This window comes from Streptomyces sp. NPDC030296 (genome assembly GCF_055572815.1).
The window spans coordinates 89,766-113,938 of sequence record NZ_JBVICQ010000017.1; the positions used below are offsets into that span (position 1 = coordinate 89,766).

Sequence of the window (24,173 nt, forward strand, 5' to 3'; positions counted from 1 at the left end):
ACAGTAGACTGATCGGTAGGGGGCTGCGGTGTGACTGGGGCGCCTGACCAGGGGAGATGATCCAGAGATGGCGGAATCGAAGTCCGGCTCCGAGACTGAGCCCGAGGCCGAAGCCGAGCTTGAGGCCGAGTCCGAGGGCACGATCAGGGCCGGGCTCGGTGCCGAGTCCGAGGAGGGCGCGGGGCGGGACCCCGAGGCGGTCTCGCGTTTCGTCGAGCACTTCGCGGCGCAGCTCGTCGAGGCCGGGATGCCGCGGATGCCGGCCCGGGTCTTCGCCGCGCTCCTCGCCTCCGACACCGGCGCGCTGACCTCCGCCCAGCTGGGCGAACAGCTGCGGATCAGCCCCGCCGCCGTGTCGGGCGCCGTCCGCTACCTGGCCCAGGTGCACCTGGTGTCACGCGAGCGTGAGCCCGGTTCACGGCGTGAGCGCTACCGCGTCCACAGCGACCAGTGGTACGAGGCCCTCACCAACCGTGAGGCGATCATGAAGCGGTGGGAGGACGCGTTGCGCGAGGGCGTCGCGAGCCTCGGCGCCGACAGCCCGGCGGGGCGCCGCCTCGGCGAGACCCTCGCGTTCTTCGAGTTCGTCGAGGTGGAGGTGGAGGCGATGATGGCCCGCTGGCGCATCCACCGCGACCAGCTGTTCGGCGGGGACTGACTCCGGAGGCCCCTGTGCCCGCTCCCGGCTCCCGGCGCCCGGTTGCGGTGCCCGGTGCCCGACGCTCTCCGCTACTCGACGGATTCGGCGGGCCTTTCCGTACGGCTCGCCAGGCGTTCGTAGCGCTGGCGGGCGGCCTGCGGGGTCTGGAGGCCCAGCCCGAACGCGATCTCCGGCCAGGTCATGCCCCGGCCCCGGGCCATCTCCAGAAGTCCGACCTCCAACTCGTCCATCTCCGCGCGGGCCAGCGGGACGAGGCTCAGCGCGGCGGTGATGTCCGCCCGGTCGACCTCCGGTTCCCCGTCCTCCAGCAGCGCGGCGCCACTGAGCAGGAACGACACCAGCCGCACGGCCTCGTGCGGGCCCAGCACGTGCGGGTGCGCCTGCCGACGGCGCTGCCCGTCCGTGGCCGCGTGCCGCTCGGCGATACGGAACAAGGAGGTGTACGTCCGCTGCGCCCGCGCCTCGTCGGCGCTCGGGGGCGTGAACGGGTCGGAGGGGTCCTGGGGCGGCGTCGACGCATCCGAGGGCTTCGAGGTCATGCGTACAGCCTCGGATGCAAACGATTCGTTGTCAACATTTTATTGCCGACCCCTGGGAAGGGCGGGGTCGCCGGTCAAGGGCCGCGCCCGTCGCTGCTCTCCGCGTCTACGGCAGGGGTAATGGCGGGACCACGGTGGTGTCGGTCGTCGCCATCGGGAGGGCATGGGCCGCATGCGACGTCGGCGCTGCGGGAAGGGCATCACGCTGTTCTTCCTCGCCCCGGTCATCTGGGTCGCCGCGGCGGTCCCCTGGCTCGTTCTGCACGGCACGCTCGGACGCCGTCACCGAGGGGCGGCGCCGGCCGTGGGGGCTGTTCACGCTGTGGTTCACGTGGTTTCTCGTGACCTGGCTGGGCATCCCGGACGCGTACCCCGCGCCCCTCTGCCCGGGCAACGTCCCCCGTGGTGGCCGGACTTCCTCCCCACCTGACCCTGCGCGGCGGCGTGGCCGAAACGCCCTGCCCGGGGCCCCGTGGACGTGCCGACCGCTCCGCGCGGCCGCCGTAGGATCCGGCGAGGGGGTGGTGGTGATCGATTCCGGAGGCATCGGCGGCATGGACGAGCGACGGTCACGGCCCGGAGGAGTACCGGACGGGGGGCGACAGCCGGGGGCAGTCGCCCCCGCCCTCACCGCCCCCGGCGGTTCGCTGGACGAGGCGGCCGAGGTGTTCGAGCGCCTGCGCTCGCGGCTGTTCGGGATCGCGTACCGGGTGCTGGGGAGCGTGTCCGAGGCCGAGGACGTCGTGCAGGAGGCGTGGGTGCGGTGGCAGGGGGCCGACCGTGCCGCCGTGCTGGACCCCGGCGCGTTCCTGGCCAAGGCGACGACGCGGCTCGCGATCAACGTGGCGCAGTCGGCGCGGGTCCGCCGCGAGGCGTACGTCGGGCCCTGGTTGCCGGAGCCCGTGGACACCAGCGTGGATCCGCAGGTCGGCGCGGAGCGCGGCGAGGCGGTGGAACTGGCCGTGCTGCTCGTCCTGCAGAAGCTCAACCCGGTGGAGCGGGCGGCCTACGTCCTGCGGGAGGCCTTCGACTACCCGTACGACGACATCGCCGACATGCTCCAGGTGACCCAGGCCAACACCCGGCAGATCGTCAGCCGGGCCCGCAAACGGCTGTCCGCCGAGCGCCGCGACCCCGTCGGCACGGCGGAACACCGGCGGCTGCTGGAAGCGTTCGTCGCGGCGGCACGCCACGGTGACGTCGCCGCGCTCGAAGGAGTGCTCTCCGCCGACGTCGTCGCCTACGCCGACGGCAACGGCATGCGCGGTGTGGCCCGTCTGGAGGTCACGGGCGCCGGGCGGGTGGCCAGGATCAGCGCCTTCGCCAGGAAGTTCTTCCCGGGCGCCGAGTACGACGTGGTCGAGGCCAACGGCCGGCCCAGCCTGCGGCTCGTCAGGGACGGCGCCACCGTGGCCCTGGTGAGCGCCACGGTGGGCCCGGACGGCATCGACGGGCTCTACTGGATCCTGACCCCGGCCAAGCTACGGGCGTACGAGCGCTCGGCCCACCGGGTCGCGTGCGGCCGGACGTAGCGGAACGGCCCGCCCGGGCCCCGGGAGCCCCTGGTCAGCGCTGCTTGAGCGAGTGCCTGGTCAGCGCTCCTTGAGCCAGTTCCTGATCAGCGCTGCTTCAGCCAGTCCTCGTAGCGGGTGCTCGCCAGGTGCGCGGTGTCGTCGCCCGTGAGGACGTCCGGCATGCTCGCGAAGAGACCGGCGGTCTCGTCGGTGACGACCGTACGGCCGTCCGGCTTCGCCGCCAGCGTGATCTCGGCGAGCCGGGCGAGCGGCAGGATCTCGGGGCCCGCGATGTCACGGACCCCGTTCGACGGTGCGCCGAGCGCCGCCTCGGCGACGGCCGCCGCGACCTCGGCGGACGCGATCGGCCGCAGCCGCGTGGACGACAGCCGCACCTCCGTGCCCTGGGTGGACATGTCCATCACCGGGGCGATGAACTCGAAGAACTGGGTGGCCCGCACGACGCTGTACGGCACCCCGCCGTCACGCACCGCGTTCTCCTGGGCGACCTTGGCCAGGTAGTAGCCGTAGTCGGGCACCTGGTCGACGCCGACGATGGAGAGGACGACGTGGTGGCCGACACCGGCCTCCTTCTCGGCCGCGACCAGGTTGCGCCCGGCGCGCGTGAAGAAGTCCAGCGCCGCCTCCGCCTCGAACGAGGGGGAGTTCGACACGTCCACGACCACGTCCGCGCCCTTCACCGCCTCCGCGAGGCCCTCCCCGGTGAGAGTGTCGACGCCCGTGGAAGGAGCGGCGACCACGGCCTCGTGACCCTTCTCGCGCACGAGCGCGACCACCTGCGAGCCGATGAGCCCGGTACCACCGACGACCACGATCTTCATCACTGTCTCCGTTCACTCACACGCTTCCCGACGGACCCGGCACCCTCCGCCGCACCCGGTGCGCCGCCCGATCGGGAGGCGCACACGAGAAGGACCAGTCAACGCACGGGTCTGTGACAGCCGGTCCGTGATCGCTCGCCAGGACTGCCCAGACAGCGTTTCAGTCGCCCCCGCCCCCGCCACCCCCACCGCCGCAATCGAACCCACCCCCGAGCCGCTGTCCGACCCCGAACCCCAGTCGGAGCCGGAGCCGGAGTCAGAACCGGTCCCGTGGCCGTAGTCGTTGTCCAGGGCCTTGCCCATGCGGATCAGTGCCCTGCCCAGGCCGGACGGGATCGGCTGGACCCCGGCGATGCCGCGCCGGACCGGCCCACGGGGGAGCACGACGGGTCCCTCGAACACGACGCGTGTGCCCCGCACCGTGAGCAGGCCGCGCTCGGCCAGCGTGATCACGGCGCTGTCGGCGACCCGGTGCGCCCCGCCCGCCAGACACCCCGTCTGCCGGCAGTGTCACCGGCGGCGGGGCCCCGCAACCCCGCTCCCGGCCACTTCAGAGGAACACTTGAGCCTTCCGCGAGACGTCAACTCCCCGAATTCATAGGGCCCCTGATCGGGTGATACCTCGCATACCGGCACAAAGGCTGGGAAGGTCACCGCGTCGGCTCCGGCCGACCGCGTCCGACCACGTCAACGCCAGCCACGGGGAATCACCGCATGAGCCGTCCCACGAGCCGTCCCGCCCGCCGCCTCGCCGGAGGTCCCTCCCTCCGCCTCAGCCGCCGTCTCGCCGTCCCGGCCGCCGCCCTCGCCGCGCTTCTCGCGTCCGCGGCCCCCGCCGTCCCGGCCGCGCCCACCGCCCCCGCCGCCGTCCCGCCCGGCCATGTGTACTTCTGGGCCGAGCGCGGCCAGATGGGCCCCGGCGGCGCCTGGGACTACGCGCCTCCCGGCTACCGCGAGGCCGAGCCCCGCGTGAAGCGCCACGCCTACTCCTTCGACTCCCACGCCCAGGTCAGCGTCTACGCCATCCACTTCCGCGCCGGCGGCGGCTGCCTCTACCGCGAGATCCGCCCCGACGACTACGACGACGACTGGAGCGACTGGGCGACCAAGTTCGACGGCGTCAGCGACACGAAGATGGGGTGCGAGGCGGGTTGACCACGCCCCCGAGCACGCCGTCTCCCACGCCCACGCCACCCACGCTCTCGCCCCCGTCCCGGCCTTCGACCGGGCCGGCCCGTCGCGGCGGGCCGGTCGCCGTCGGCCTGCTGGGGTGCGGGCTGCTCCTCCTCGGCGGGGCGGTCCTCACCGGCTGTACGGCCGCCCCGGCGCCGTCCCGGATGTCGCCCGACGACGTCATCAAGGCGGCGACCCAGCGGCTCACCGACGACTGCCTCGTCCGGCAGGGGCTCACACCCCCGCGGCCGGGAGGGAGTCCGCCGCCGGACGCCGAGCGGGAGCGGGTCGCCGAGGCGATGTTCGGCGCGGGCCGTACCGAGCTGTCGCTGCGGCTGCCCACCGGGTACGTCGTCCGCGCCCACACCGACGGCTGTCTCGCCGCCGCCCAGCGACGGCTCTACGGCGACCAGCGCCGCTGGTTCCGTACGTCGACGATCGTCAACAACCTCAGGCCCGAGGCCGCCCACAGCGACCGCACGCTCGCCGAGGTCCGCGCCGACCGCGGCGCCGAACTCGCCGACTGGCGGCGGCTGCGGACCCGCGCCCTCACCGAGGCCGAAGCCCTGCTCCAGCGCCGGAACGACCACACGTCGTCCTGATCCGGCGCGCCACCGAGAAGAACCGACCCCCGCCGAGAAGAAAACCCTCCACCGAGAAGAAAACCCCCCATCGAGAAGAAAACCCCCCACCGAAAGGACCCGTACCACCGTGACTCGCTCGACCGTGACCCGTTCGACCGTGACCCGTTCGACCATGAAGCGCTGTACCGCTCTGCTCTCCGCCGCGCTGCTGTCCGCCGGAGTCGTCCTCACCGCCTCGGGCTCCGCGCAGGCGGCCGCCTGCGGCAGCGGCAACTTCTGCGTGTGGACCGACGCCAACTTCTCCGGCATGAAGATCGAGTGGCCGGGCGACGACCACTGGTGGGAGAGCAACATCGCCGACGAGGACTCCTCCTGGGCCAACCACGGAATCTCCGGCGCCGGCATCAAGGACCACGTCAAGGTCTACTCCAGCGGCAACCTCGGCGGCCACATGACCATCTGCCTCACCCCCGGCCAGGAGGTCGGCTACAACGGCGCCGCCAACGACGACGGTGACTCCCACACGTGGGCCGCCGGCTGCTGACGCCACCTCCGGGCCGGACCCCGCGCACCGGCGACCGGCCGCGGACCACATGAACGAGGGCGCCCGACCACCGCCGGGCGCCCTCCCCGCAAGCCGCTCACCTCGACCGCCGCGCTCACCCCGGCAACGTCAGCCCCCACGCCCCTTCGCGCACCGTCCACGTCCGGGTCCGTACCGGTCCGGCCACCACCAGGGAGTCCGCCCGGTAGCGGAAGTCCGCGCCGGACACCGTCACGCGCTGCCCCACCGCCCGCAGCGGCGCGGCCTCGGCGCCCACGGACACCGGCCTGACCTCGACGTCCGCGCCGCCGTCCGTGCCGGGGGCGATCGACACCGCCTGCACCGGCTGGTCGAGGTCGACGAGTGTCACCCCGTCCACCTCCACCCGCAGCCGGGAGGGCCCGACCGAGGCCGGGGAGGCGACCCGTATCCGGGCGGGCCGCGCGACCCGCCTGATGCGGGGCGGATGCGCGGACAACGTCCGCACCAGGGACTGCGGCCAGTTCCGCAACCACGACTGATGCCCGGAGGAGCCACCCCCCGCCCCGACACCGGCCCGCGCGCCAGAGCCGAAGCCGGACCCGGCCCCGGTTCCCGACGTGTCGCCGTCGCCCTCGCCCTCGCCCTCCGCTTCGGCCGACGTCTCCGCGTCCGCGTCGGCCTCCGCGTCGAGGGCGGTCGCCCCCGCGGGCGCCGGGATCCGCAGGGTGCCGAGCACCACCCCGTCGCTGTCGTCGACGAGCAGATCCAGCCGTCGTTCGACCCCGTCGAGGGCGGCCCGCGCGGCGGCCACGGCACCGGTCGGCACGCCCAGCGACCGGGCCAGGCCCAGCGACGGCCCCACCGGAACCATGGCCAACGCGCACGCCGTCAGCTCCCGCTGCCGGTGCAGAAGGGCCACCGCGCGCAGCAGCGCACGGTCGTCCCCGACCACCACCGGCCGCCGGGAACCCCGCCGCGCCAGCACCCGAGCGAATTCCTCGGGCCCTTCCGGAAGGCACACTTTCGTACTCGCCGCACCCGCGCTGAGCACGTCTTTCGCGATCCTTACCGCCTCACCGTCCGTGTGACGGGCGAGGGGGTCGATGACCACGAGGAGCTGGTCGCCAGTTGCCACCTCGGTCCTGCCTCGCTTCCTCGGGTAGCATCTTTGTGCAAGAGCCCCTTGCGCTATTGCGCCAGGGGCTTCGTCTATTCCGGGGCATCCGGGTCCACAGTGTGCGACCAACAGCGGTCGCGGTGCACGCGGTGAGCATTCAAGCCACCGCGTACGCCCCCGACCTTGGACATGCCCCGCCCGGAAGGGGTGTACGCGCGTGCCCGCACTTGTGCTGCTCGGTGCTCAGTGGGGTGACGAGGGTAAAGGGAAGGCCACCGACCTGCTCGGCGGATCCGTCGACTACGTGGTCCGCTATCAGGGCGGCAACAACGCCGGCCACACGGTCGTCGTCGGCGACCAGAAGTATGCCCTCCACCTTCTCCCCTCCGGCATCCTCACTCCGGAGTGCACTCCGGTCATCGGCAACGGCGTCGTCGTCGACCCGTCGGTCCTGCTCTCCGAGCTGAGCGGTCTGAACGAGCGCGGCGTCGACACGTCCAAGCTCCTGATCAGCGGCAACGCTCACATCATCACGCCTTACAACGTGACGGTCGACAAGGTCACCGAGCGCTTCCTCGGCAAGCGCAAGATCGGCACGACGGGGCGGGGCATCGGCCCCACCTACGCGGACAAGATCAACCGTGTGGGCATCCGGGTGCAGGACCTGTACGACGAGTCGATCCTGACGCAGAAGGTCGAGGCGGCCCTCGACGTCAAGAACCAGATCCTGACCAAGCTCTACAACCGGCGCGCCATCGCCGTCGAGCAGGTCGTCGAGGAACTGCTGGGCTACGCCGACAAGCTCGCCCCGTACGTCGCCGACACGGTCCTGGTCCTCAACCAGGCCCTCGACGACGACAAGGTGGTCCTCTTCGAGGGCGGCCAGGGCACGCTCCTGGACATCGACCACGGCACGTACCCCTTCGTGACCTCCTCGAACCCGACCGCCGGCGGTGCCTGCACGGGTGCGGGCGTCGGCCCCACGAAGATCAGCCGCGTCATCGGCATCCTCAAGGCGTACACGACCCGTGTCGGCGCCGGCCCGTTCCCGACGGAGCTGTTCGACGAGGACGGCGAGGCCCTGCGCCGCATCGGCCACGAGCGGGGCGTCACCACCGGCCGTGACCGCCGCTGCGGCTGGTTCGACGCGGTCATCGCCCGGTACGCGACCCGTGTGAACGGTCTGACGGACTTCTTCCTCACCAAGCTCGACGTCCTCACCGGCTGGGAGCAGATCCCGGTCTGCGTGGCCTACGAGATCGACGGCAAGCGCGTCGAGGAGCTGCCGTACTCGCAGACCGACTTCCACCACGCCAAGCCGGTCTACGAGACCCTGCCGGGCTGGTCCGAGGACATCACCAAGGCGAAGTCCTTCTCCGACCTGCCGAAGAACGCGCAGAACTACGTCAAGGCCCTGGAGGAGATGTCCGGCGCGCCCATCTCCGCCATCGGTGTGGGCCCGGGCCGCGACGAGACGATCGAGATCAACTCGTTCATCTAGCGCCCGCGCGGATCCCTAACAGACCCACTGCTTGACCGACGGGGCGGCCGACTCGACACGAGCCGGCCGCCCCGTCACCTATGTGGGCCGCGGCGGGGTGGGCGAGGTCGAGGGCCAGGGTGGCGCGGCCCATGAGGTAGAAGACGTCCTGACGGTGGCCGGGCGCGTGCGACGGTGGTGTCCCCCTCGGCGGCCGAGGTCCGCGCCGAAGCCAGCATCGACCGCAGCCGGCACCCCCCGAACGACAGCGCCACACGAGAGACAGGCCAAGCCACAGCCGCCCGGGAATACCCGCCCCACGTGGTCCATGTCGTGCCGTGCGGGTCGGCGGTGCCCGCGTACGGGGCGTCCGCGTCCCGCGCGGCTTCGGACGGACTCTTCCATCGGACATTGTTCGCCTGGCGGGCATATCCTGAAGTTGTGCCCGGTGTGGTCCACGGGGTGGAAGAGGGGGCTGGTGGCCGGGAGTTCTCAGGGGGGCGGAGAGGAGACTGCCATGCGTGTGTTGCTGAAGGCGTCTTTCGACACCCAGCGGTCGAGCGAGATGCTGCGGAGCGGCAAGCTGCCCCAGATGATGGAGGCGCTCATGGAGCGCACCAGGCCGGAGGCCACTTACTTCACCGTCGATCACGGACAGCGCACCATGTACCTGTTCTTCGACATGACGGACTCCTCCGACATGCCCTCGATCGCCGAGCCGCTGTTCATGGACATGGGCGCCAGCGTCGACTACACGCCGGTCATGAACTTCGACGACCTGCAGACGGGCCTCGCCAAACTGAGCTGAGGCGACGTCCACCACCCGCCCCTCGCCGCCTCCGCGACCGCCGCCCCTCAGCTGAAGATGATCATCGAGCCCTGGGCCAGGCTGCGGGTCGCCGCCGCATTCAGCCCCAGCCAGACGTGGCGTTCACGGGCGAAGGGGCTGGAGTCGAACGGCGCGGGAGCGGCCGGTTCCTCCAACGACGTCGGCGCGAGCGGCGGGGCCGGGGCCAGCGGCGGGTTCGCGGGGTCGATCCCGATCGCCGGGGCCACGATCTCCAGTTCGCGCAGCAGGCCCTGGGAGGAGCCGAGAGGGCCGTTGCCGGCGAGGAGTTCGTCGTTGGCCAGCGGGTGCGGGAAATCCACGGGGACGTACGCGCCCGCGTGGTCGTAGTGCCAGACGAGGTGCGACTGCTGGGCCGTCGTCTCGAACATCTCCAGCAGCTGCTCGTAGTCGCCGCCCAGCTCACCCACCGGCGTCACCGGCAGCCCGCACACCTGCAACAGGTAGGCCCGGCGCAGGAAGTGCAGCGCGTCGTAGTCGAAGCCCGCGATCGGGGCGACCTCCCCGGTCAGCCCGGGCATGTACTGGTACACCGGCACCGGGGGCAGTCCTGCCTCGCCCAGCACCTGGTTGTAGAGCGCGAGTTCCTCGGCGAAGGGGTTGTCGGGCGTGTGGCAGAGCACGTCGACGAGCGGGACCAACCAGAGGTCACAGGCCAAAGGAGCACTCCTCACAGTGTGGGCGGGGAAGAAGCGTAGTCGCTGAACGCCGCCTTCAGTCCCCTTCGTGCAGGTCCCATACCCACACACCGCCCACCCACTTACCGGGACGCCCGACGAGCTTGTCCACGGTGGCGCGCAACTGCTTGTCGTAGTACTGCGGCCGGAGGACCAGCGCCCCCGCGTGCCAGTACGCGAAGTCCTTGCGGGCCTGCGCCTGCCAGGCCTCCCCGATCACCGGGGTGCGGCCGGTGTAGCGCACGTCCCGCAGCAGGGCGGACGTGTGGCGAGGTACGGCGCCGTAGATCCCGGCGCGGTCCTCGCCGTAGGGGCCGTTGAAGTAGCCGCCGGGCATCCGGAAGCCGAAGCGGGCCGTGGTCTGCCAGTGCAGCGCCTCCGCGTTGCCGGGGTCCGGCAGCGGCACGGGCACGAGCGTCTCGCCGGCCCCGGTGTCGACGTACGTCCGCCAGGTGCCGTCCGCGATGAACGACGGCACCTCGGGCCGGTCCTGCGACTTCAGCGGGGCCGGGACGATCGGCAGCAGCGCCAGGGTGATCGCGAGGAACCCCACGTAGCGGGTGCCGAGGCCCGGCACCTCCGCCAGCCGTTCGAACGCGAGCGCCAGCAGCATCCCGAGCACCGGCGCGCAGATCATCGCCACCCGGCCCTCGATGACCGACTCGAACAGCGGCCGGTCCGCGAGCAGCGCCCACGGGCCGGGCAGGACGAGGTCGGTCTGCGGGAGGCGGATCTCGGGGCCGAGGGAGAGGACGGCGGCGGCGACCGCGGTGAAGCCGAGCGCCTTCACCAGGGGGCGCTCCCACAGGCGTACGACGATGCCGAGGGCCAGCAGCACCAGCGGCCAGCCGTAGAAGGCGTTCTGCTCGGTGGGGTTGAGGGAGAGCGCGTCCGCCCGCTCGGGGTCGCCCGCGAGGAGGGAGCGCTCGGCGAAGGAGAGCAGGGCGAGAGGGCTGTTCCCGGCGTTGTCGCCGTGGCCGATGCTCTTGTAGCTCTGCGGGCCGAAGAACTGCCAGGAGAGGAAGAACGCCACCAGGGGCAGCGTGGTGAGGGCCGCGACACCGAGGCCCTTCAGGAGCGGGCGCCAGGAGACGCGGGCCACGTCCGGCCGTACGGCCCCGTACGCGGCGGCGAACAGCAGCATGCCCATCGCGGCGAGCAGGAGGGGCTCCTCGCCGAGGAAGACCTGGTACGCCGCCATCAGGCCGAGGACGACACCGTCCCGTACCGTCCGGGTGCCGGAGCAGAGCCTGAGGGCCCGGTCGACGATCAGCGGGATCATGAACAGGACGACGAAGTTCGGGTGCGCGTTGGCGTGGCTGACCATCGGGGGCGCGAACGCGGCGAGGGCCGCACCCGTGAAGGCCGCGCCCCGGTGCCGTACGAGCCGCTTGACGAGCAGCCGGTACCAGGCGGCGGCGGTGGCGGCCAGACCCAGCGTCATCACGAGGCCGAGCGTCACCGCGGGGCCCAGGGCGAGCGTCACCGGGGTGAACGGCACCGACAGGCCCAGCATGACCGTGTTGGCCATGAGGTTCACCCCGTCGGGGAAGCCCTGGAAGTCGGTGAACAGGGGGTTCCTGAGGTGGGCGACGTTGTCGGCGGTGACGGCGAAGAACCACTCCCACTGGTTCTGGTCCTGGAGCGAGTCGGGGAGGTAGCGGCCGTTCGGGTCGATCCAGCGGCCGGCGTAGAGGGTCACCGCCATCAGCAGGAAGACGACGACGGCGAGGATGTCGGCGGGGCGCGGCGACCGGGCCGCCGCCCGGAGCGAACGGCCCTTCAGGGAGAGGAGTTCACCGAGGACGTGGGCGTAGTCCCCGGCGCGGATCTTCGAACCGGGCTGATGGGACCAGCGGATCGGCACCTCGGCGACGGACCAGTCGGCGCGCCGGAAGTGCCGCAGTATCTCGACGTCTATCCCGAACCCGTCGAGCCGGGAGGCGGCGAACGCCTCCCGGGCCCGCTCGCCGTCGAACAGCTTGAACCCGCACTGGGTGTCGCGGATGCCGGGCACCACGAGCCCGCGGATCAGCAGGTTGCCCGCGCGGCCGAGGTTCTCGCGCAGCCGGTGCTGCCGCCGCTCGATGCGCGCCCCCGGTGCCTCACGGGAGCCGATCGCCGCCGCGTGCCCCTCACTGAGCGCCTTGTCGAGGAGCTCCAACTCGTCGATGGGCGCGGCGAGATCGGCGTCCGTCAGCAGCACCCGGCGGCCGTACGAGGCGCAGACCCCGAGGCGCAGGGCGTGGCCCTTGCCCCGGTTGCGGGGCCCGCCCCTGATCAGCTGCACCCGCGCGTCGCGCTCGGTGACGGCGGCCACGACCTCGCGCGTACCGTCCGTCGAACCGTCGTCGACGACGAGGACCTCCCAGGTCTCGGCGGCCTCCGTCGCGGTGAGGTGGGAGACGATCGCGTCGAGGGTGGGCCCGAGGCGCCGCTCCTCGTTGTAGGCGGGGATGACGACGGACAGGTCGACGCCGACCCGGGGACCGGCGCCCGTGCGGGCCTCGCTCATTCGCCGGCCAGCCGTTCCACGAGGGTCAGAGAGTGGTCGTCGTACTCGGCGATGATCTCCTGGGCGGTGATCGCGTCCCGGCGGGTGAGCGCGTCGACGAGGTCGGTGTAGCGGCCCCACAGCCGGCCCCTGAGGTCGTCCGCCCGGCGCAGGTGCTGCACCGCGCACACCCAGGACTGCACGCGCAGCCGGTGCAGGAAGTCGGAGAGGTAGGGGTTGCCGAACAGGACGATCAGCTCGCGCCAGAAGCGCAGGTCGTAGCCGATGAGGATGTTGAGGTCGCCGGCGGTCGCGGCCCGCCGGGCCTCCTCGCCGCGCCGCCGGACCCCGGCGAGCGCCGCCGCGGTACGGGTGTCCATCTTCCGGTCGCCGAGCCTGCGGAACATGCCGTCGCCGATGAGGATGCGGGCCTCGACCATGTGCCGGTAGTCGCCCAGCGAGTACTCGTGCACCTGGAAACCGCGGTGCTGCACCGCGTCCAGCAGTCCCTGCGCGGCCAGGTCCACCAGCGCCTCGCGCACGGGCGTCGCCGACACCCCGTACTGCTCGGCGATCTCCTTCACCGTGAACTCCTGCCCCGGCTTCAGCCGGCCGGCCAGCACCTCGTCACGGAGCGCGTCCGCGAGCTGCTGCCGCAGGGTGCTTCGAGTCACGGCGCCATTGCCGCCGCCGGTGCCGGTGCCGGGCATCGTGGTCCGCTTCCCCCATCCGCGTACGCGTACGCATTCCTGTGCGTGGTCTCTGCGTTCTCTTACGAGCACGTCACCTTACGCGTTCGCGTTCCGGGGAGGCTGTTTCGGGCCCGCCACCGCGACGGCCGCGCCGTAGGGGCGCCGACCGACACGAATCAGCCACCTGGCGTGCGGTTTTTCCTCACGGAGAGGAGGCGGGGGAGGAGGCGCGGCACATGCGGAAGGGCGCCCCCGGGTGGGGGACCGCGGACGCCCTTCGGCACTCCTGGGCGGGCGGCGTCAGACGGTGAACTCGTCCGCCGCCGTGAGCGCCGCGTCGAGGGCGGCGAGGCCCTCCTTGGCCTCGGCCTCCGTGATGTTGCACGGGGGCACGACGTGGGTGCGGTTCATGTTCACGAACGGCCACAGGCCCTGTGCCTTGGCGGCGCCCGCGAAGGCCAGCATGGGCGCGTTGGCCTCGCCGGCGGCGTTGTAGGGGACGAGGGGCTCGCGGGTCTCCTTGTTCCGGACGAGCTCCAGCGCCCAGAACATGCCGACGCCGCGCACCTCGCCCACCGACGGGTGCCGCTCGGCCAGTGCGCGCAGCCCCGGCTCGATGACGGACGCGCCGAGCGTCGCCGCGTTCTCCACGACCCCCTCCTCCGCCATGACGTTGATCGTCGCGACGGCGGCGGCGCAGGCCAGCGGGTGCCCGGAGTACGTCAGTCCGCCGGGGTAGGGCCGCCGGGCGAACGTCTCCGCGATGGCCGGCGAGATGGCGACGCCGCCGAGGGGGACGTAACCGGAGTTCACGCCCTTGGCGAAGGTCATCAGGTCGGGGACGACGTCGAAGAGGCCGGCCGCGAACCACTCGCCGGTCCGCCCGAAGCCCGCCATGACCTCGTCGAGGACGAAGACGATGCCGTACTTGTCGCACAGCTCCCGCACCCCCGCCAGATAGCCCGGCGGCGGAACCATGATCCCGGCCGTACCGGGGATGGTCTCCAGGATGATCGCGGCGATGGTCGACGGGCCCTCGAAGGCGATCGTCGTCTCCAGGTGCTCCAGCGCGCGGGCGCACTCCTGCTCCTCGGTCTCCGCGTAGAAACGGGACCGGTAGAGGAACGGCGCCCAGAAGTGCACGACCCCGGCGGTGCCGGCGTCGGAGGCCCAGCGGCGGGGGTCGCCGGTGAGGTTCACGGCCTGCTGCGTGCCGCCGTGGTACGAGCGGTACGCGGACAGCACCTTGGGGCGGCCGGTGTGCAGGCGGGCCATTCGCACGGCGTGCTCGACGGCGTCGGCACCGCCGTTGGTGAAGAAGACCTTGTCCAGGTCACCCGGGGTGCGCTCCGCGATCAGCCGGGCCGCCTCCGAGCGGGCCTCGATCGCGAACGCCGGTGCGAACGTGGTGAGCCGCGCCGTCTGCTCCTGGATGGCCGCGACGACCTTCGGGTGCTGGTAGCCGATGTTCGTGTAGACGAGGCCGCTGGTGAAGTCCAGGTAGCGCTTGCCGTCGTAGTCCCAGAAGTACGACCCCTCCGCGCCGGCGACTGCGAGCGGGTCGATGAGCTCCTGGGCGGACCAGGAGTGGAACACGTGCGCACGGTCCACCGCCTTCACGGCGGCGCCGAGCTGGGGGTTGGGCTGAGGGGTCATGGCGTCGAGGGTAGGGGCCGGGGGTGCGGCCCCGACATCGGCGTCCTGTATGGGGCAGGGCGCCGCATCGCGACAGTGTGTCGCCCCAGGGGGGGCGGTAGAGCGCCGCGGACCCACCGCTAAGACGCCGGGGGAGGGCGGGCCGCAGGCCCGTTCCTCCAGGGGCGCGGGGAACTGCGCGAGCAACCACGACTCACCCGCACCCGCCGAACAGACCGCGCACCCCGAGCCATAACGCACCCTCCATTGACAGCATCCTGGCAAAATGTCAGCATACTGTCATAATAACGAACGGCCCCGGAGGAGAAGCCATGACCAGCGCCCCCGTCCACCTCGCCGTCTACGACACCTACGCCGACTGGGAGACCGGCCACACCACCGCCTGGCTCGCCCGCGCCGGCCACGAGATCCGTACGGTCGGCCCGACAGGGAACCCCGTGCGGACCCTCGCCGGCGTCCGTATCCAGCCGGACACCGCCCTCGCCGACCTCCGCCCGGAGGGCAGCTCCCTGCTGATCCTCACCGGCGCGGACCTCTGGGACTCCGGCGACGACCTGGCCCCGTTCGCCCGCAAGGCCCGGGAGTTCCTGGCCGCCGGCGTCCCCGTCGCCGCGATCTGCGGGGCGACCGCGGGGCTCGCCCGGGAAGGGCTGCTGGACGACCGCGCCCACACCAGCGCGGCCCCCTTCTACCTCGCCGCCACCGGCTACAGGGGCGCCGACCACTACGTCGACACGGACGCCGCGACCGACGCGGACGGCCTGCTCGTCACCGCCGGGCCCACCGAACCCGTCGCCTTCGCCCGCGAGGTCTTCCGGCTCCTCGGCGTCTACGAGGGCGAGGTCCTCGACGCCTGGTACCGCCTGTTCCACGACTCGGACCCGGAGGCGTACGCCGTCCTGGAAGCGGCCGCCCGATGAGCCGCGCGCGGCAGGACCTGCTCAGCCGCACCGCCCTCGGCGTCTTCCGGCTCAACGGCCAGTTCCTGTCCGTCGCGGACGAGCTGGCACGTCCGGCGGGGCTCACGGCGGCCTGGTGGCAGGTCCTCGGCGCGGTGCTCCCCGAGCCGCTGCCCGTGTCCGGGGTCGCCCGCGCCATGGGTATCACCCGGCAGAGCGTGCAGCGCGTCGCCGACCTCCTGGTCGACCGCGGCCTCGCCGCGTACGTCCCGAACCCGGCCCACCGCCGTGCCAAGCTCCTCACCCCGACCCCGGCGGGCCGCGCCGCCGTCGAGAAGATCGACCCCGGTCACGCGGCCCTCGCCGACCGGCTCGCCGAGGCCCTCGGCGAGGAGGGGTTCGCGGAGACCGTCCGGGTCCTGGAGACCCTGTCGGCCGCGCTGGAGGACCTGTCCGCCGGGCGTGAGGCTGTTACGGAACCGTAGACACCGCCCCACCCGCCATCTCCCGCCTCCGCACTACGATCGGTTCGTTGCGCACGTTCGGCACGTTCAGCATGTACACGGCGTAACCGCACGTAGGCGACAGACGCCCGTACATCCGTACGGCGCCACAGGCACGCGTACACATGCGCAGGGGATCGCACGGGGGAGAGACGGGGGGCGGTGGCCATGGAGAAGCTCGGGCCGGGGGATCCGCAGCGGATCGGGGCGTACCGGTTGCTCGCGCGGCTGGGGGCCGGCGGGATGGGCAACGTGTATCTGGCGCGGTCCGACCGCGGCCGTACCGTCGCCGTCAAGCACGTACGGCAGGAACTGGCGGAGCAGGAGGAGTTCCGGGCCCGGTTCCGGCAGGAGGTGCAGGCCGCCCGGCAGGTCGGCGGGTACTGGACCGCGCCGGTGCTGGACGCGGACACCGAGGCCGACATCCCGTGGGTGGCCACCGGGTACGTCGCCGGCCCGTCCCTCCAGGCCGTGGTCGGCAGCGACCACGGCGCGCTGCCCGAGCGGACGGTCCGCATCCTCGCCGCCGGGCTCGCCCACGCGCTCGAGGACATCCATGCGGCCGGGCTCATCCACCGCGACCTCAAGCCGTCCAACGTCCTCGTGACGATCGACGGACCCCGCGTCATCGACTTCGGTATCGCGCGGGCGCTGGAGACGATCACCGACGGAGGGCTCACCCGCACCGGCGCGCTCGTCGGCTCGCCGGGCTTCATGGCACCCGAGCAGGTGCGCGGCGACCGCATCACCCCCGCCTGCGACGTCTTCTGCCTCGGCTCCGTCCTCTCCTACGCCGCCACCGGCAACCTCCCCTTCGGCGCCGCCAACTCCGGCGTGCACGCGCTGATGTTCCGCATCGCCGAGGAGGAACCCGACCTGGAGGGCCTGCCCGAGGGCCTGTACGACCTCGTACGGGACTGTCTGCGCAAGGACCCCGCCGCCCGCCCCACGCTCGCCCAGATCCTCCAGCGCACCGGCGCCGAGGACACGGTCTTCGCGGGCCGCTCCCGCGACCCCTGGCTGCCGAGCGCCCTCGTCGCCCAACTCGGCCGCCACGCGGTGCAGTTGCTGGACACGGAGGACCCGGAGGAGTCCGCGCCGGGGGAAGCGGGGCCGTTCGGGGCGGGAGCCGCGGGCGCGGTCGGCGCCTCGGCGGGCGGGGCCGCCGGTCAGGGTTCCCCGGGGGCGTCCGGGGTGCCCGGGGTGCCTGGTGGTCCGGCTGAGGGCGGCGGGTCGGGGGCACCCGACCTCACCAAGCAGCCGCCCGGTGCCGCCGCTGCCGGCGCCGGGTTCGCCGCCTCGGGGGCGCCCGCCTCCGCCGGGGGCGCGCCGACACCGCCGGGCGCCCCGGCATCCTCGTACGCGCGCCCCTCCGGCCACCCCGAGGGCGCCCCCGGTCATGCGTCCACCGGCCCCGAGGACGGTGCCGTGCCGCCTCCGCCCGGGGCGCCGGGGACCGGTGGGCCGGGCTCCGCCCCGCTCGACCGGCTGCCCACCCAGGTCGTGAGGACGGGCTCCCAGCCGCCTCCGCCCGCCTCGCCGCCCGGCCCCGCCGCGTACGGCTTCCCGCACCAGCGACCGGCGCATCCGCAGGCCCCCGCCGGGTACGGCCGACCGCCGGGCGCTGCCCCCGGCTACGGCTATCCGCAGGGCGCCCCGCAGGGACAGGCCGGTTACGGGACGTACGGGCAGCAGCCGTACGCCGATGCGCAGCCGTACGGGGGGCAGGCACCGTACGGGGGGCAGCAGCCGTACGGCGGTCACCAGTCCCTCGGCGCCGCCGGCGGCCTCGGCGCGACCCCTCCGTACGGACCGACGCCCCTCCTGGGTCCCGGCGGGCGGCCGCGGCCCGACCGGTCCGGCGGCAGGCGTTCCTCCGTGGTCCTCGTCGCGGTCGCCCTGGTGGTGGCGCTCGGCGCGGGCGGCTCGGTGTACGCGCTGATGAAGAAGGGGGAGGAGGGCGGCAAGAAGAACGACGCCAAGGGCGGACCCACGACGAGCGGGCCCGAGACCCCCGGGCCGACGACGTCCGGGCCGACCGACCCCGAGACCTCTCCCGACCCCACCACCGAGTCCCCGGACGCGGGCACGATCCCGGAGGACTTCCTCGGCACGTGGAGCGCCACCCTCAGCGGCTCCGACGGGGCCGACACCCGTGAACTCGTCATCCAGCAGGGCGAGGTCGGGGACACCGTGCTCTCCCTGACGGCGGACGGCCCGCTGGAGGTGGGCGGCACGTACCACTGCGTGTTCGAGGCGGAGTTGAGCGAGGCGCCGGACGACGACGGCCCCCTGCGGATCGGCCCCTCCACGGTCACCGAGGGCGAACCGGCCACGTCCTGCTCACCGGGCGCCGCGACCACGGTCACGCTCCTGCCCGACGGGCGCCTGCGCCGCGTGGACACGGCGGGCAAGTCGGTGACGTACACGAAGGGCTGAGCGGGGGCCGGGGCGCCTCATGGCTCGGGGGTGCGCGGTTCGTTGGCGGGTGCGGGTGGTGTGTGGTTTCTCGCGCAGTTCCCCGCGCCCCTGAAGGGTTGGGCCTGCGGCCCGCCCTTCATCCTGAAAAGCACGGGGCGCAGCCCCGGTCGCTTTTCAGGGGCGCGGGGAACTGCGACTGCGCGAACAACCCCCACTCACCCGCACCCGCTCACGAAACAGCGCCCCCGAGCTATAAGGCGCCCCGGTCACCGCGTATCCGGCGGTCTCTGGCGAGGCATGTTCGGCCGTGCCCCCGGCGACATCGGCAGTCGGCCGCCGGGCGGGATCTCGGTGGGGCGGGAGGCCGACCCGCTCGTCTGGATGCCCAGCGGCGCCGCCCCCGCGCGGAACTCGACCATCCAGTCCGTGGTCTCCGCCCGCACCAGCTCCGTCACGTCCTCCGAGAACCGCCGCAGCACCGACAGGCACCGCTCCGCCGCCTCCCCGGCCGTCCCCTCCGTCGGCCCGAGCACCTCCCGCGCGCTCTCCGAGGCCCAGTCGAACTGGAGTGCCTGGAGCCGCCGCTGCACCGCCTGTGCCGTGGCGACGTCCCTCATCCACCCGGAGGTGAGCCCGAAGTACCGATCCGCCGCCACACAGGCCACTGAGCCCAGCAGGGCCAGGTACCCCCAGGGGGCCATGCCGTCGACCGCCCCGGTGACGTCCAGCAGCGGCAGCCCGGCCCCCGCCAGCGCGCCCACCGCCGCCCCCACCCGCAGCACCCGCGCCGCCAGCCGTTTCCCCACCCGGTCCGCGAGATACCACGCGGTGGTCTCCAGCGCCGCCCGCTCCACCCACCGGTACAGCTCGTCCAGCCGCTCCGCCGGCACCGCCCAGTCCCCGTGCGGAAAGGGCCGCCCGGTCAGATCACCCGCCCACGGCCCGTCCGCCCCCGTCCACGGCTCGGCCCACAGCCCCGGCCCCTCACCCCGCCCGTCCTGGGGGGACCCCTCGGGCTGCATCTCCGGCTGGCTCACCCGGTACTCCCTACTGACGACGCCGCTGACGACAGTGCGAGACGCGTGCGCGCAGCGCCGCGTCACCGGCCGTGCGCACGGCCTCTTCCTACCTCCCAATGGGTGGCGAAAACCCCGGTTTCATGGCTTTTCCGCCTGGAAGAGGTCCTTGATCAGGTATACGAATCCCCGCCCGCTCACTCGAAAGAGTGGCGCCGCGCGGGCCGGGCCGACCACGTAGGCTCGTGGGCGACCGCAAGAGAGCGAAACGAGGGAGCTGAACGTGATCCCCGGTGGTGGCCAGCCCAACATGCAGCAGCTGCTCCAGCAGGCCCAGAAGATGCAGCAGGACCTGGCGCGGGCCCAGGAGGAGCTCGCGAACACCGAGGTCGACGGTCAGGCGGGCGGCGGCCTGGTCAAGGCCACGGTCAACGGCTCCGGCGAGCTGCGCGCCCTGAAGATCGACCCGAAGGCGGTGGACCCGGAGGACACCGAGACCCTCGCCGACCTGATCCTCGCGGCCGTCCAGGCGGCCAACGAGAACGCCCAGAGCCTCCAGCAGCAGAAGCTGGGCCCCCTCGCCCAGGGTCTCGGCGGCGGCTCCGGCATCCCCGGCCTGCCCTTCTGAGCCGTATCCCCCCTGATCCCCCCTCCACCGACCCCATCCGTGCCCCGTACCGCCTTCCTCGGACCGGCGGCGGCCGACTACGGTACGTACTGAAAGACACCAGGAAGGACGGCAGTCCGTGTACGAAGGCGTGGTCCAGGACCTCATCGACGAGCTGGGGCGGCTGCCCGGCGTCGGTCCCAAGAGCGCGCAGCGGATCGCCTTCCACATCCTTCAGGCGGAGCCGACGGACGTACGGCGTCTCGCGCAGGCCCTGATGGAGGTCAAGGCGAAGGTCCGCTTCTGCGCGACCTGCGGCAACGTCGCGCAGGAGGAGCTGTGCAACATCTGCCGCGACACCCGCCGCGACCCGTCGGTCATCTGTGTCGTGGAGGAGCCGAAGGACGTCGTCGCCATCGAGCGGACCCGTGAGTTCCGGGGTCGGTACCACGTCCTCGGCGGCGCGATCAGCCCCATCGAGGGCGTCGGACCCGACGACCTGCGGATACGGGAACTTCTCGCCAGGTTGGCCGACGGTACGGTCACGGAGCTGATCCTGGCCACCGACCCCAACCTGGAGGGCGAGGCCACGGCCACGTATCTCGCCCGCATGATCAAACCCATGGGCCTCAAGGTCACCCGCCTGGCCAGCGGCCTCCCGGTGGGCGGCGACCTGGAATACGCGGACGAGGTGACCCTCGGCCGCGCCTTCGAGGGGAGACGATTGCTGGATGTCTGACGCCACGCTGCACGCGACCGGCCTGAACCCGGACGACTTCGCCGTCCAGATCGCGGACCAGATCGAGAGCTTCCTGGTCGCGGTCACCGAGGTGGCCAAGGGCGACGAGCCGGACTCGGCCGTGCCCTTCCTGCTGCTGGAGGTCTCCCAGCTCCTCCTGGCGGGCGGCCGCCTCGGCGCGCACGAGGACATCGTGCCGGACGAGCGCTACGAGCCCGACCCGGGCCCCGATCAGGACGTCGACGAGCTGCGGGAACGTTTGGCCGCGATGCTCGACCCGGTCGACGTCTACTCCGAGGTCTTCGACCCGTACGAGCCCCGCAAGGCGCCCGTGCCGGCCCGGATCTCCGACGACCTCGTCGACGTCATGGCCGACCTCCGCCACGGCATGGCCCACTACCGCGCGGGCCGCACCACCGAGGCGCTGTGGTGGTGGCAGTTCTCCTACTTCTCCAACTGGGGGTCCACCGCCTCGGCGACCCTGCGCGCCCTGCAGTCCCTGGTCGCCCACGTCCGCCTCAACCAGCCGCTGGCCGAACTCGACGGCCTCGACACCGACCAGGAACTCATGGGCGACGAAACCCTGGAGTTCGAGGCGGGCCAGGTCATGGCGGAGGAGATCGCGGGACCGCTGGGGTTGCGGAAGGTCAAGTAGACCGCACGGACCCACGTCGGCCGACGGGACGCCCGGCGCGGACCGGGCGTCCACCGTCCCCGGCGAGGATCACGGTGCGGCGCGCCCGTCCGTACGCCCAACTCCCGCCTAACCATGACGTTTTCCGGCGACAGCGGTCATGATGTGACGTATGAGCGCGTTGTTCGACCGTCGGCCCCCCGGGCCGGGCACCGGTCCGGAGACGTCCGTGGAGGCCTCCGGTGCCGAAGCCATCGCCGCAGGCGGGAACATCGCCCAGGCGTTCACCGGAGCCGGTGCGGTGGGGCTGCACATCAACAACGTGGGGGTACTGGCACCGCAGGCATGCCCACCGGCCGAGTCGGTCGACTGCCCTCCCGGACTGGCGAACCTTCCCTCCCGGCCGTCCTTGTTCGTGGGCCGTGCCCCGCAGCTCGCTGCGCTGGACGAGGCGTCGGCGCCTCCCGGCCGTGCTCTCGCCCATGTCCTGTACGGCCTGGGCGGCATAGGCAAGTCCACGCTCGCCGCGCGCTGGGCGTCCCGCTACAGCTCCGGCCACGCGCCGGTCTGGTGGATCACTGCCGACAGCCGTCCCGCCCTCGACGCGGGTCTCGCCGACATGGCGACCAGCCTGCAACCCTCCCTCGCCGCGTTGCTGCCCCAGGAGCAACTGACCGAGTGGGCCCTGCGCTGGCTCGGCTCCCACACCGGGTGGCTGCTGGTCCTGGACGACGTGGCCACCCCGGCGGACATCGATCCGCTGCTCTCCAGAGCCACAACGGGCCGCTTCCTCATCACGAGCAGACAGGCCACCGGCTGGCGGGGGCTCGCCCAGGAAGTGCCGCTGGACGTGCTGTCGAACGACGACGCGGTGGACCTCTTCATCCTGCGCCACGGCGAGGACCCGGACGCCGCCGAACTGTGCGCGGAACTGGGCTGCCTGCCGCTCGCTGTGACCCAGGCGGCGGCGTACTGCGAGGAGACGGTCTGCACGGCCCGTGAGTACCTGGACGACCTGGCGGCACACCCGGTCGAGATGTACGCGGGCAAGGACGAGAACCGTGACCACGAACGCACCGTTGCCCGGGTCTGGCAGGTCACCCTGGACCGCCTCGCCGAGGACCCGCTGACCGTGCGTATCCTGCTGATGCTTGCCTGGTACGCGCCCGACGGCATCCCCCGGACCCTCTTCGCCCAGTTGGGCAACCGGCCCGCGGTACGGGGAGCCCTCGGCCGGCTGGCCGCCCACAGCATGATCGCCCTGTCGGGCGAGACGGTGTCCGTGCACCGCCTGGTGCAGGCCGTTTCCCGCACGGAGGACCCGACGGGCCACCGGAGCCGCGTGGCGATCGATGGGGCGCGCGCGGCGGCGACGGAGGCATTGCTTCGGGCCGTGCCCCAGGAGGTCGACGACCCGTCAGCCTGGCCGGTCATGCGGACTCTGCTGCCCCATGTCGAGGAACTGGCTCGGCGTACCTCGCCCGAGGACGACACGGAGGCGATGGCACGCCTCCTGACCCGGACCGGGGACTACATGCTGGGCGCGGGGGTGGGTCTCGCGCCCCGTGCCCTCGGCCTGCTCCAGCGAGCGGTGTCGTCCTGCGGGCGCCTCTTTCCCCCGGACTCCGTCGAGTTGCTCGACGCCCGCGTTCAACTGGCCCATGGCGAGCGGATGCTGAGTGCACCCCAGCAGGTCGCGCCGCTCGTCGAAGAGGTCCTGGACGACTGCGAACGGGCGCTGGGCCCCGACCACGACGTGACGTCGTCGGCCCGGATGAACGCGTACCGGGTGGCCTCGCTGACAGGCCACCACGAGCGGGCGCTCCGGCTCGCGCGGGAGACGCTCGCGGGCCGGGTGCGAACCCGTGGCGAGGAGCACCCCCTGGCGTTCGGCGCACGCCAGGCGGTGATTCTCGCCATGGCGGAGACCGGCGACGTCCACGAGGCCCACGCCCTGATGACGGAACTGCTCGCCGACTGCGTCCGTGTCCTGGGCGAGGAGCACCCCGAGACGCTCGCCGCGAGAGCCGTGGCCACGGTACTGGCACATCACGCCGACTTCCCGGTGGCGCCGTTGACCGCGGCCAACAAGGTGTTCGCGGCCATGCAGGACGGTGGGGATCTGGTCGGCGCGGTGCGCGGGATGGTCGACGAGGTCGACTCCTGGGGGCCGATCGACATACCCAGGGCCACCGAGGAGGAGGTGGCCGCCGCAGAGCGAACCCTCGAGACCTGCCTGCGTGTCCTGGGCGAGGACCACGCGGACACCTTCGCCGCGAAACTGGCGCTGGCCCAGGTGTGTGCGGCCACTCAGGACGAACGTCAGATGGAACGGGCGGCTCGGCTCCTCGAGGAGGTGTTGTCGGCGTTCGGCGACGACCAGCATCTGACGGCCATGATGGAGGGCCTGTTGCTGGCCCTGGGCACGGTCGCCGGGGAGCAACTCTCCCTCGACCAGTTTCGGTCGCCTCGGCTGACACGACTCTTCGACGACGAAACGGCGCGCCCCGACCGTACCGACTTGGGTGACTCCACCCCTTAAGCCCGCGTCC

At 72.5% G+C, this 24,173-nt stretch carries 22 protein-coding genes; 14 read left to right on the forward strand and 8 right to left on the reverse strand.

What is annotated here, in order from left to right:
• Positions 1-67: 67 nt before the first annotated feature.
• Positions 68-658: a GbsR/MarR family transcriptional regulator gene (locus tag ACZ4Z3_RS36300; protein WP_468505045.1), complete on the forward strand. Its 591-nt coding sequence runs from the start codon at positions 68-70 to the stop codon at positions 656-658.
• 71 nt (positions 659-729) lie between these two features.
• Here ACZ4Z3_RS36300 and ACZ4Z3_RS36305 read toward each other — a convergent pair whose 3' ends face one another.
• Positions 730-1,200 carry a DNA-binding protein gene (locus ACZ4Z3_RS36305; RefSeq protein WP_468505046.1) on the reverse strand — a complete coding sequence of 157 codons (471 nt, stop codon included), beginning with the start codon at positions 1,198-1,200 and terminating at the stop codon, positions 730-732.
• A 527-nt stretch (positions 1,201-1,727) separates the two neighbouring features.
• Between ACZ4Z3_RS36305 and ACZ4Z3_RS36310 the strand changes: the two genes are divergently transcribed.
• The gene (locus ACZ4Z3_RS36310; protein WP_468505047.1) at positions 1,728-2,732 is read left to right on the forward strand and encodes a sigma-70 family RNA polymerase sigma factor; all 1,005 of its coding nucleotides are present in this window, start codon (positions 1,728-1,730) and stop codon (positions 2,730-2,732) included.
• 86 nt (positions 2,733-2,818) lie between these two features.
• On the opposite strand, the gene ACZ4Z3_RS36315 is transcribed toward ACZ4Z3_RS36310, so the two are convergent.
• Positions 2,819-3,556, reverse strand: a complete 738-nt coding sequence (locus ACZ4Z3_RS36315; RefSeq protein WP_468505048.1) for an SDR family oxidoreductase — start codon at positions 3,554-3,556, stop codon at positions 2,819-2,821.
• Positions 3,557-4,270: 714 nt separating this feature from the next.
• On the opposite strand from ACZ4Z3_RS36315, the gene ACZ4Z3_RS36320 reads away from it, so the two are divergent.
• The 3 genes from ACZ4Z3_RS36320 (at position 4,271) to ACZ4Z3_RS36330 (ending at position 5,857) form a co-directional block, all read left to right on the forward strand.
• Positions 4,271-4,711, forward strand: coding sequence for a hypothetical protein (locus ACZ4Z3_RS36320; RefSeq protein WP_468505049.1), 441 nt, complete (start codon positions 4,271-4,273; stop codon positions 4,709-4,711).
• Positions 4,708-5,331: a hypothetical protein gene (locus ACZ4Z3_RS36325; RefSeq protein ID WP_468505050.1), complete on the forward strand. Its 624-nt coding sequence runs from the start codon at positions 4,708-4,710 to the stop codon at positions 5,329-5,331. The genes ACZ4Z3_RS36320 and ACZ4Z3_RS36325 overlap by 4 nt, the downstream gene beginning before the upstream one ends.
• A 154-nt stretch (positions 5,332-5,485) precedes the next feature.
• On the forward strand, positions 5,486-5,857 hold the full coding sequence (locus tag ACZ4Z3_RS36330) for a peptidase inhibitor family I36 protein (protein ID WP_249829209.1): 372 nt from the start codon (positions 5,486-5,488) through the stop codon (positions 5,855-5,857).
• Between the two features lie 115 nt (positions 5,858-5,972).
• Here the strand turns inward: ACZ4Z3_RS36330 and ACZ4Z3_RS36335 are convergent, their stop codons facing one another.
• Positions 5,973-6,974 carry a diacylglycerol kinase catalytic domain-containing protein gene (locus tag ACZ4Z3_RS36335; RefSeq protein WP_468505051.1) on the reverse strand — a complete coding sequence of 334 codons (1,002 nt, stop codon included), beginning with the start codon at positions 6,972-6,974 and terminating at the stop codon, positions 5,973-5,975.
• A gap of 199 nt (positions 6,975-7,173) precedes the next feature.
• On the opposite strand from ACZ4Z3_RS36335, the gene ACZ4Z3_RS36340 reads away from it, so the two are divergent.
• Positions 7,174-8,457, forward strand: a complete 1,284-nt coding sequence (locus ACZ4Z3_RS36340) for an adenylosuccinate synthase (protein ID WP_055539281.1) — start codon at positions 7,174-7,176, stop codon at positions 8,455-8,457.
• 496 nt (positions 8,458-8,953) lie between these two features.
• Complete coding sequence (locus tag ACZ4Z3_RS36345) at positions 8,954-9,244, forward strand: hypothetical protein (protein WP_468505052.1); 291 nt, start codon at positions 8,954-8,956, stop codon at positions 9,242-9,244.
• Positions 9,245-9,291: 47 nt separating this feature from the next.
• On the opposite strand, the gene ACZ4Z3_RS36350 is transcribed toward ACZ4Z3_RS36345, so the two are convergent.
• From ACZ4Z3_RS36350 to ACZ4Z3_RS36365, 4 genes are all read right to left on the reverse strand, one after another.
• Positions 9,292-9,942 (reverse strand): hypothetical protein, encoded by a 651-nt coding sequence (locus ACZ4Z3_RS36350; protein ID WP_055542634.1) that lies wholly within the window; start codon positions 9,940-9,942, stop codon positions 9,292-9,294.
• A gap of 55 nt (positions 9,943-9,997) precedes the next feature.
• The gene (locus ACZ4Z3_RS36355; RefSeq protein WP_468505053.1) at positions 9,998-12,475 is read right to left on the reverse strand and encodes a glycosyltransferase; all 2,478 of its coding nucleotides are present in this window, start codon (positions 12,473-12,475) and stop codon (positions 9,998-10,000) included.
• Positions 12,472-13,164: a GntR family transcriptional regulator gene (locus ACZ4Z3_RS36360; protein WP_468505054.1), complete on the reverse strand. Its 693-nt coding sequence runs from the start codon at positions 13,162-13,164 to the stop codon at positions 12,472-12,474. Before ACZ4Z3_RS36360 ends, ACZ4Z3_RS36355 begins: the two co-directional genes overlap by 4 nt.
• A gap of 282 nt (positions 13,165-13,446) precedes the next feature.
• Positions 13,447-14,802: an aminotransferase class III-fold pyridoxal phosphate-dependent enzyme gene (locus ACZ4Z3_RS36365; RefSeq protein ID WP_468505055.1), complete on the reverse strand. Its 1,356-nt coding sequence runs from the start codon at positions 14,800-14,802 to the stop codon at positions 13,447-13,449.
• 311 nt (positions 14,803-15,113) lie between these two features.
• Here ACZ4Z3_RS36365 and ACZ4Z3_RS36370 point away from each other — a divergent pair, with 311 nt between their 5' ends.
• From ACZ4Z3_RS36370 to ACZ4Z3_RS36380, 3 genes are all read left to right on the forward strand, one after another.
• Positions 15,114-15,722 (forward strand): DJ-1/PfpI family protein, encoded by a 609-nt coding sequence (locus ACZ4Z3_RS36370; protein WP_468505056.1) that lies wholly within the window; start codon positions 15,114-15,116, stop codon positions 15,720-15,722.
• Positions 15,719-16,186, forward strand: coding sequence for a MarR family winged helix-turn-helix transcriptional regulator (locus ACZ4Z3_RS36375; RefSeq protein WP_468505057.1), 468 nt, complete (start codon positions 15,719-15,721; stop codon positions 16,184-16,186). Before ACZ4Z3_RS36370 ends, ACZ4Z3_RS36375 begins: the two co-directional genes overlap by 4 nt.
• Before the next feature lie 186 nt (positions 16,187-16,372).
• On the forward strand, positions 16,373-18,643 hold the full coding sequence (locus ACZ4Z3_RS36380) for a serine/threonine-protein kinase (protein ID WP_468505058.1): 2,271 nt from the start codon (positions 16,373-16,375) through the stop codon (positions 18,641-18,643).
• 248 nt (positions 18,644-18,891) lie between these two features.
• Here ACZ4Z3_RS36380 and ACZ4Z3_RS36385 read toward each other — a convergent pair whose 3' ends face one another.
• The gene (locus ACZ4Z3_RS36385; protein ID WP_468505059.1) at positions 18,892-19,662 is read right to left on the reverse strand and encodes an SLATT domain-containing protein; all 771 of its coding nucleotides are present in this window, start codon (positions 19,660-19,662) and stop codon (positions 18,892-18,894) included.
• A gap of 262 nt (positions 19,663-19,924) precedes the next feature.
• On the opposite strand from ACZ4Z3_RS36385, the gene ACZ4Z3_RS36390 reads away from it, so the two are divergent.
• The 4 genes from ACZ4Z3_RS36390 (at position 19,925) to ACZ4Z3_RS36405 (ending at position 24,163) form a co-directional block, all read left to right on the forward strand.
• Positions 19,925-20,269 carry a YbaB/EbfC family nucleoid-associated protein gene (locus ACZ4Z3_RS36390; protein ID WP_468505060.1) on the forward strand — a complete coding sequence of 115 codons (345 nt, stop codon included), beginning with the start codon at positions 19,925-19,927 and terminating at the stop codon, positions 20,267-20,269.
• A gap of 118 nt (positions 20,270-20,387) precedes the next feature.
• Complete coding sequence (gene recR, locus ACZ4Z3_RS36395) at positions 20,388-20,987, forward strand: recombination mediator RecR (RefSeq protein WP_055536881.1); 600 nt, start codon at positions 20,388-20,390, stop codon at positions 20,985-20,987.
• Positions 20,980-21,642: a DUF5063 domain-containing protein gene (locus ACZ4Z3_RS36400; protein ID WP_055516354.1), complete on the forward strand. Its 663-nt coding sequence runs from the start codon at positions 20,980-20,982 to the stop codon at positions 21,640-21,642. The genes recR and ACZ4Z3_RS36400 overlap by 8 nt, the downstream gene beginning before the upstream one ends.
• 151 nt (positions 21,643-21,793) lie before the next feature.
• The gene (locus ACZ4Z3_RS36405) at positions 21,794-24,163 is read left to right on the forward strand and encodes a tetratricopeptide repeat protein (protein ID WP_468505061.1); all 2,370 of its coding nucleotides are present in this window, start codon (positions 21,794-21,796) and stop codon (positions 24,161-24,163) included.
• Positions 24,164-24,173 lie beyond the last annotated feature (10 nt).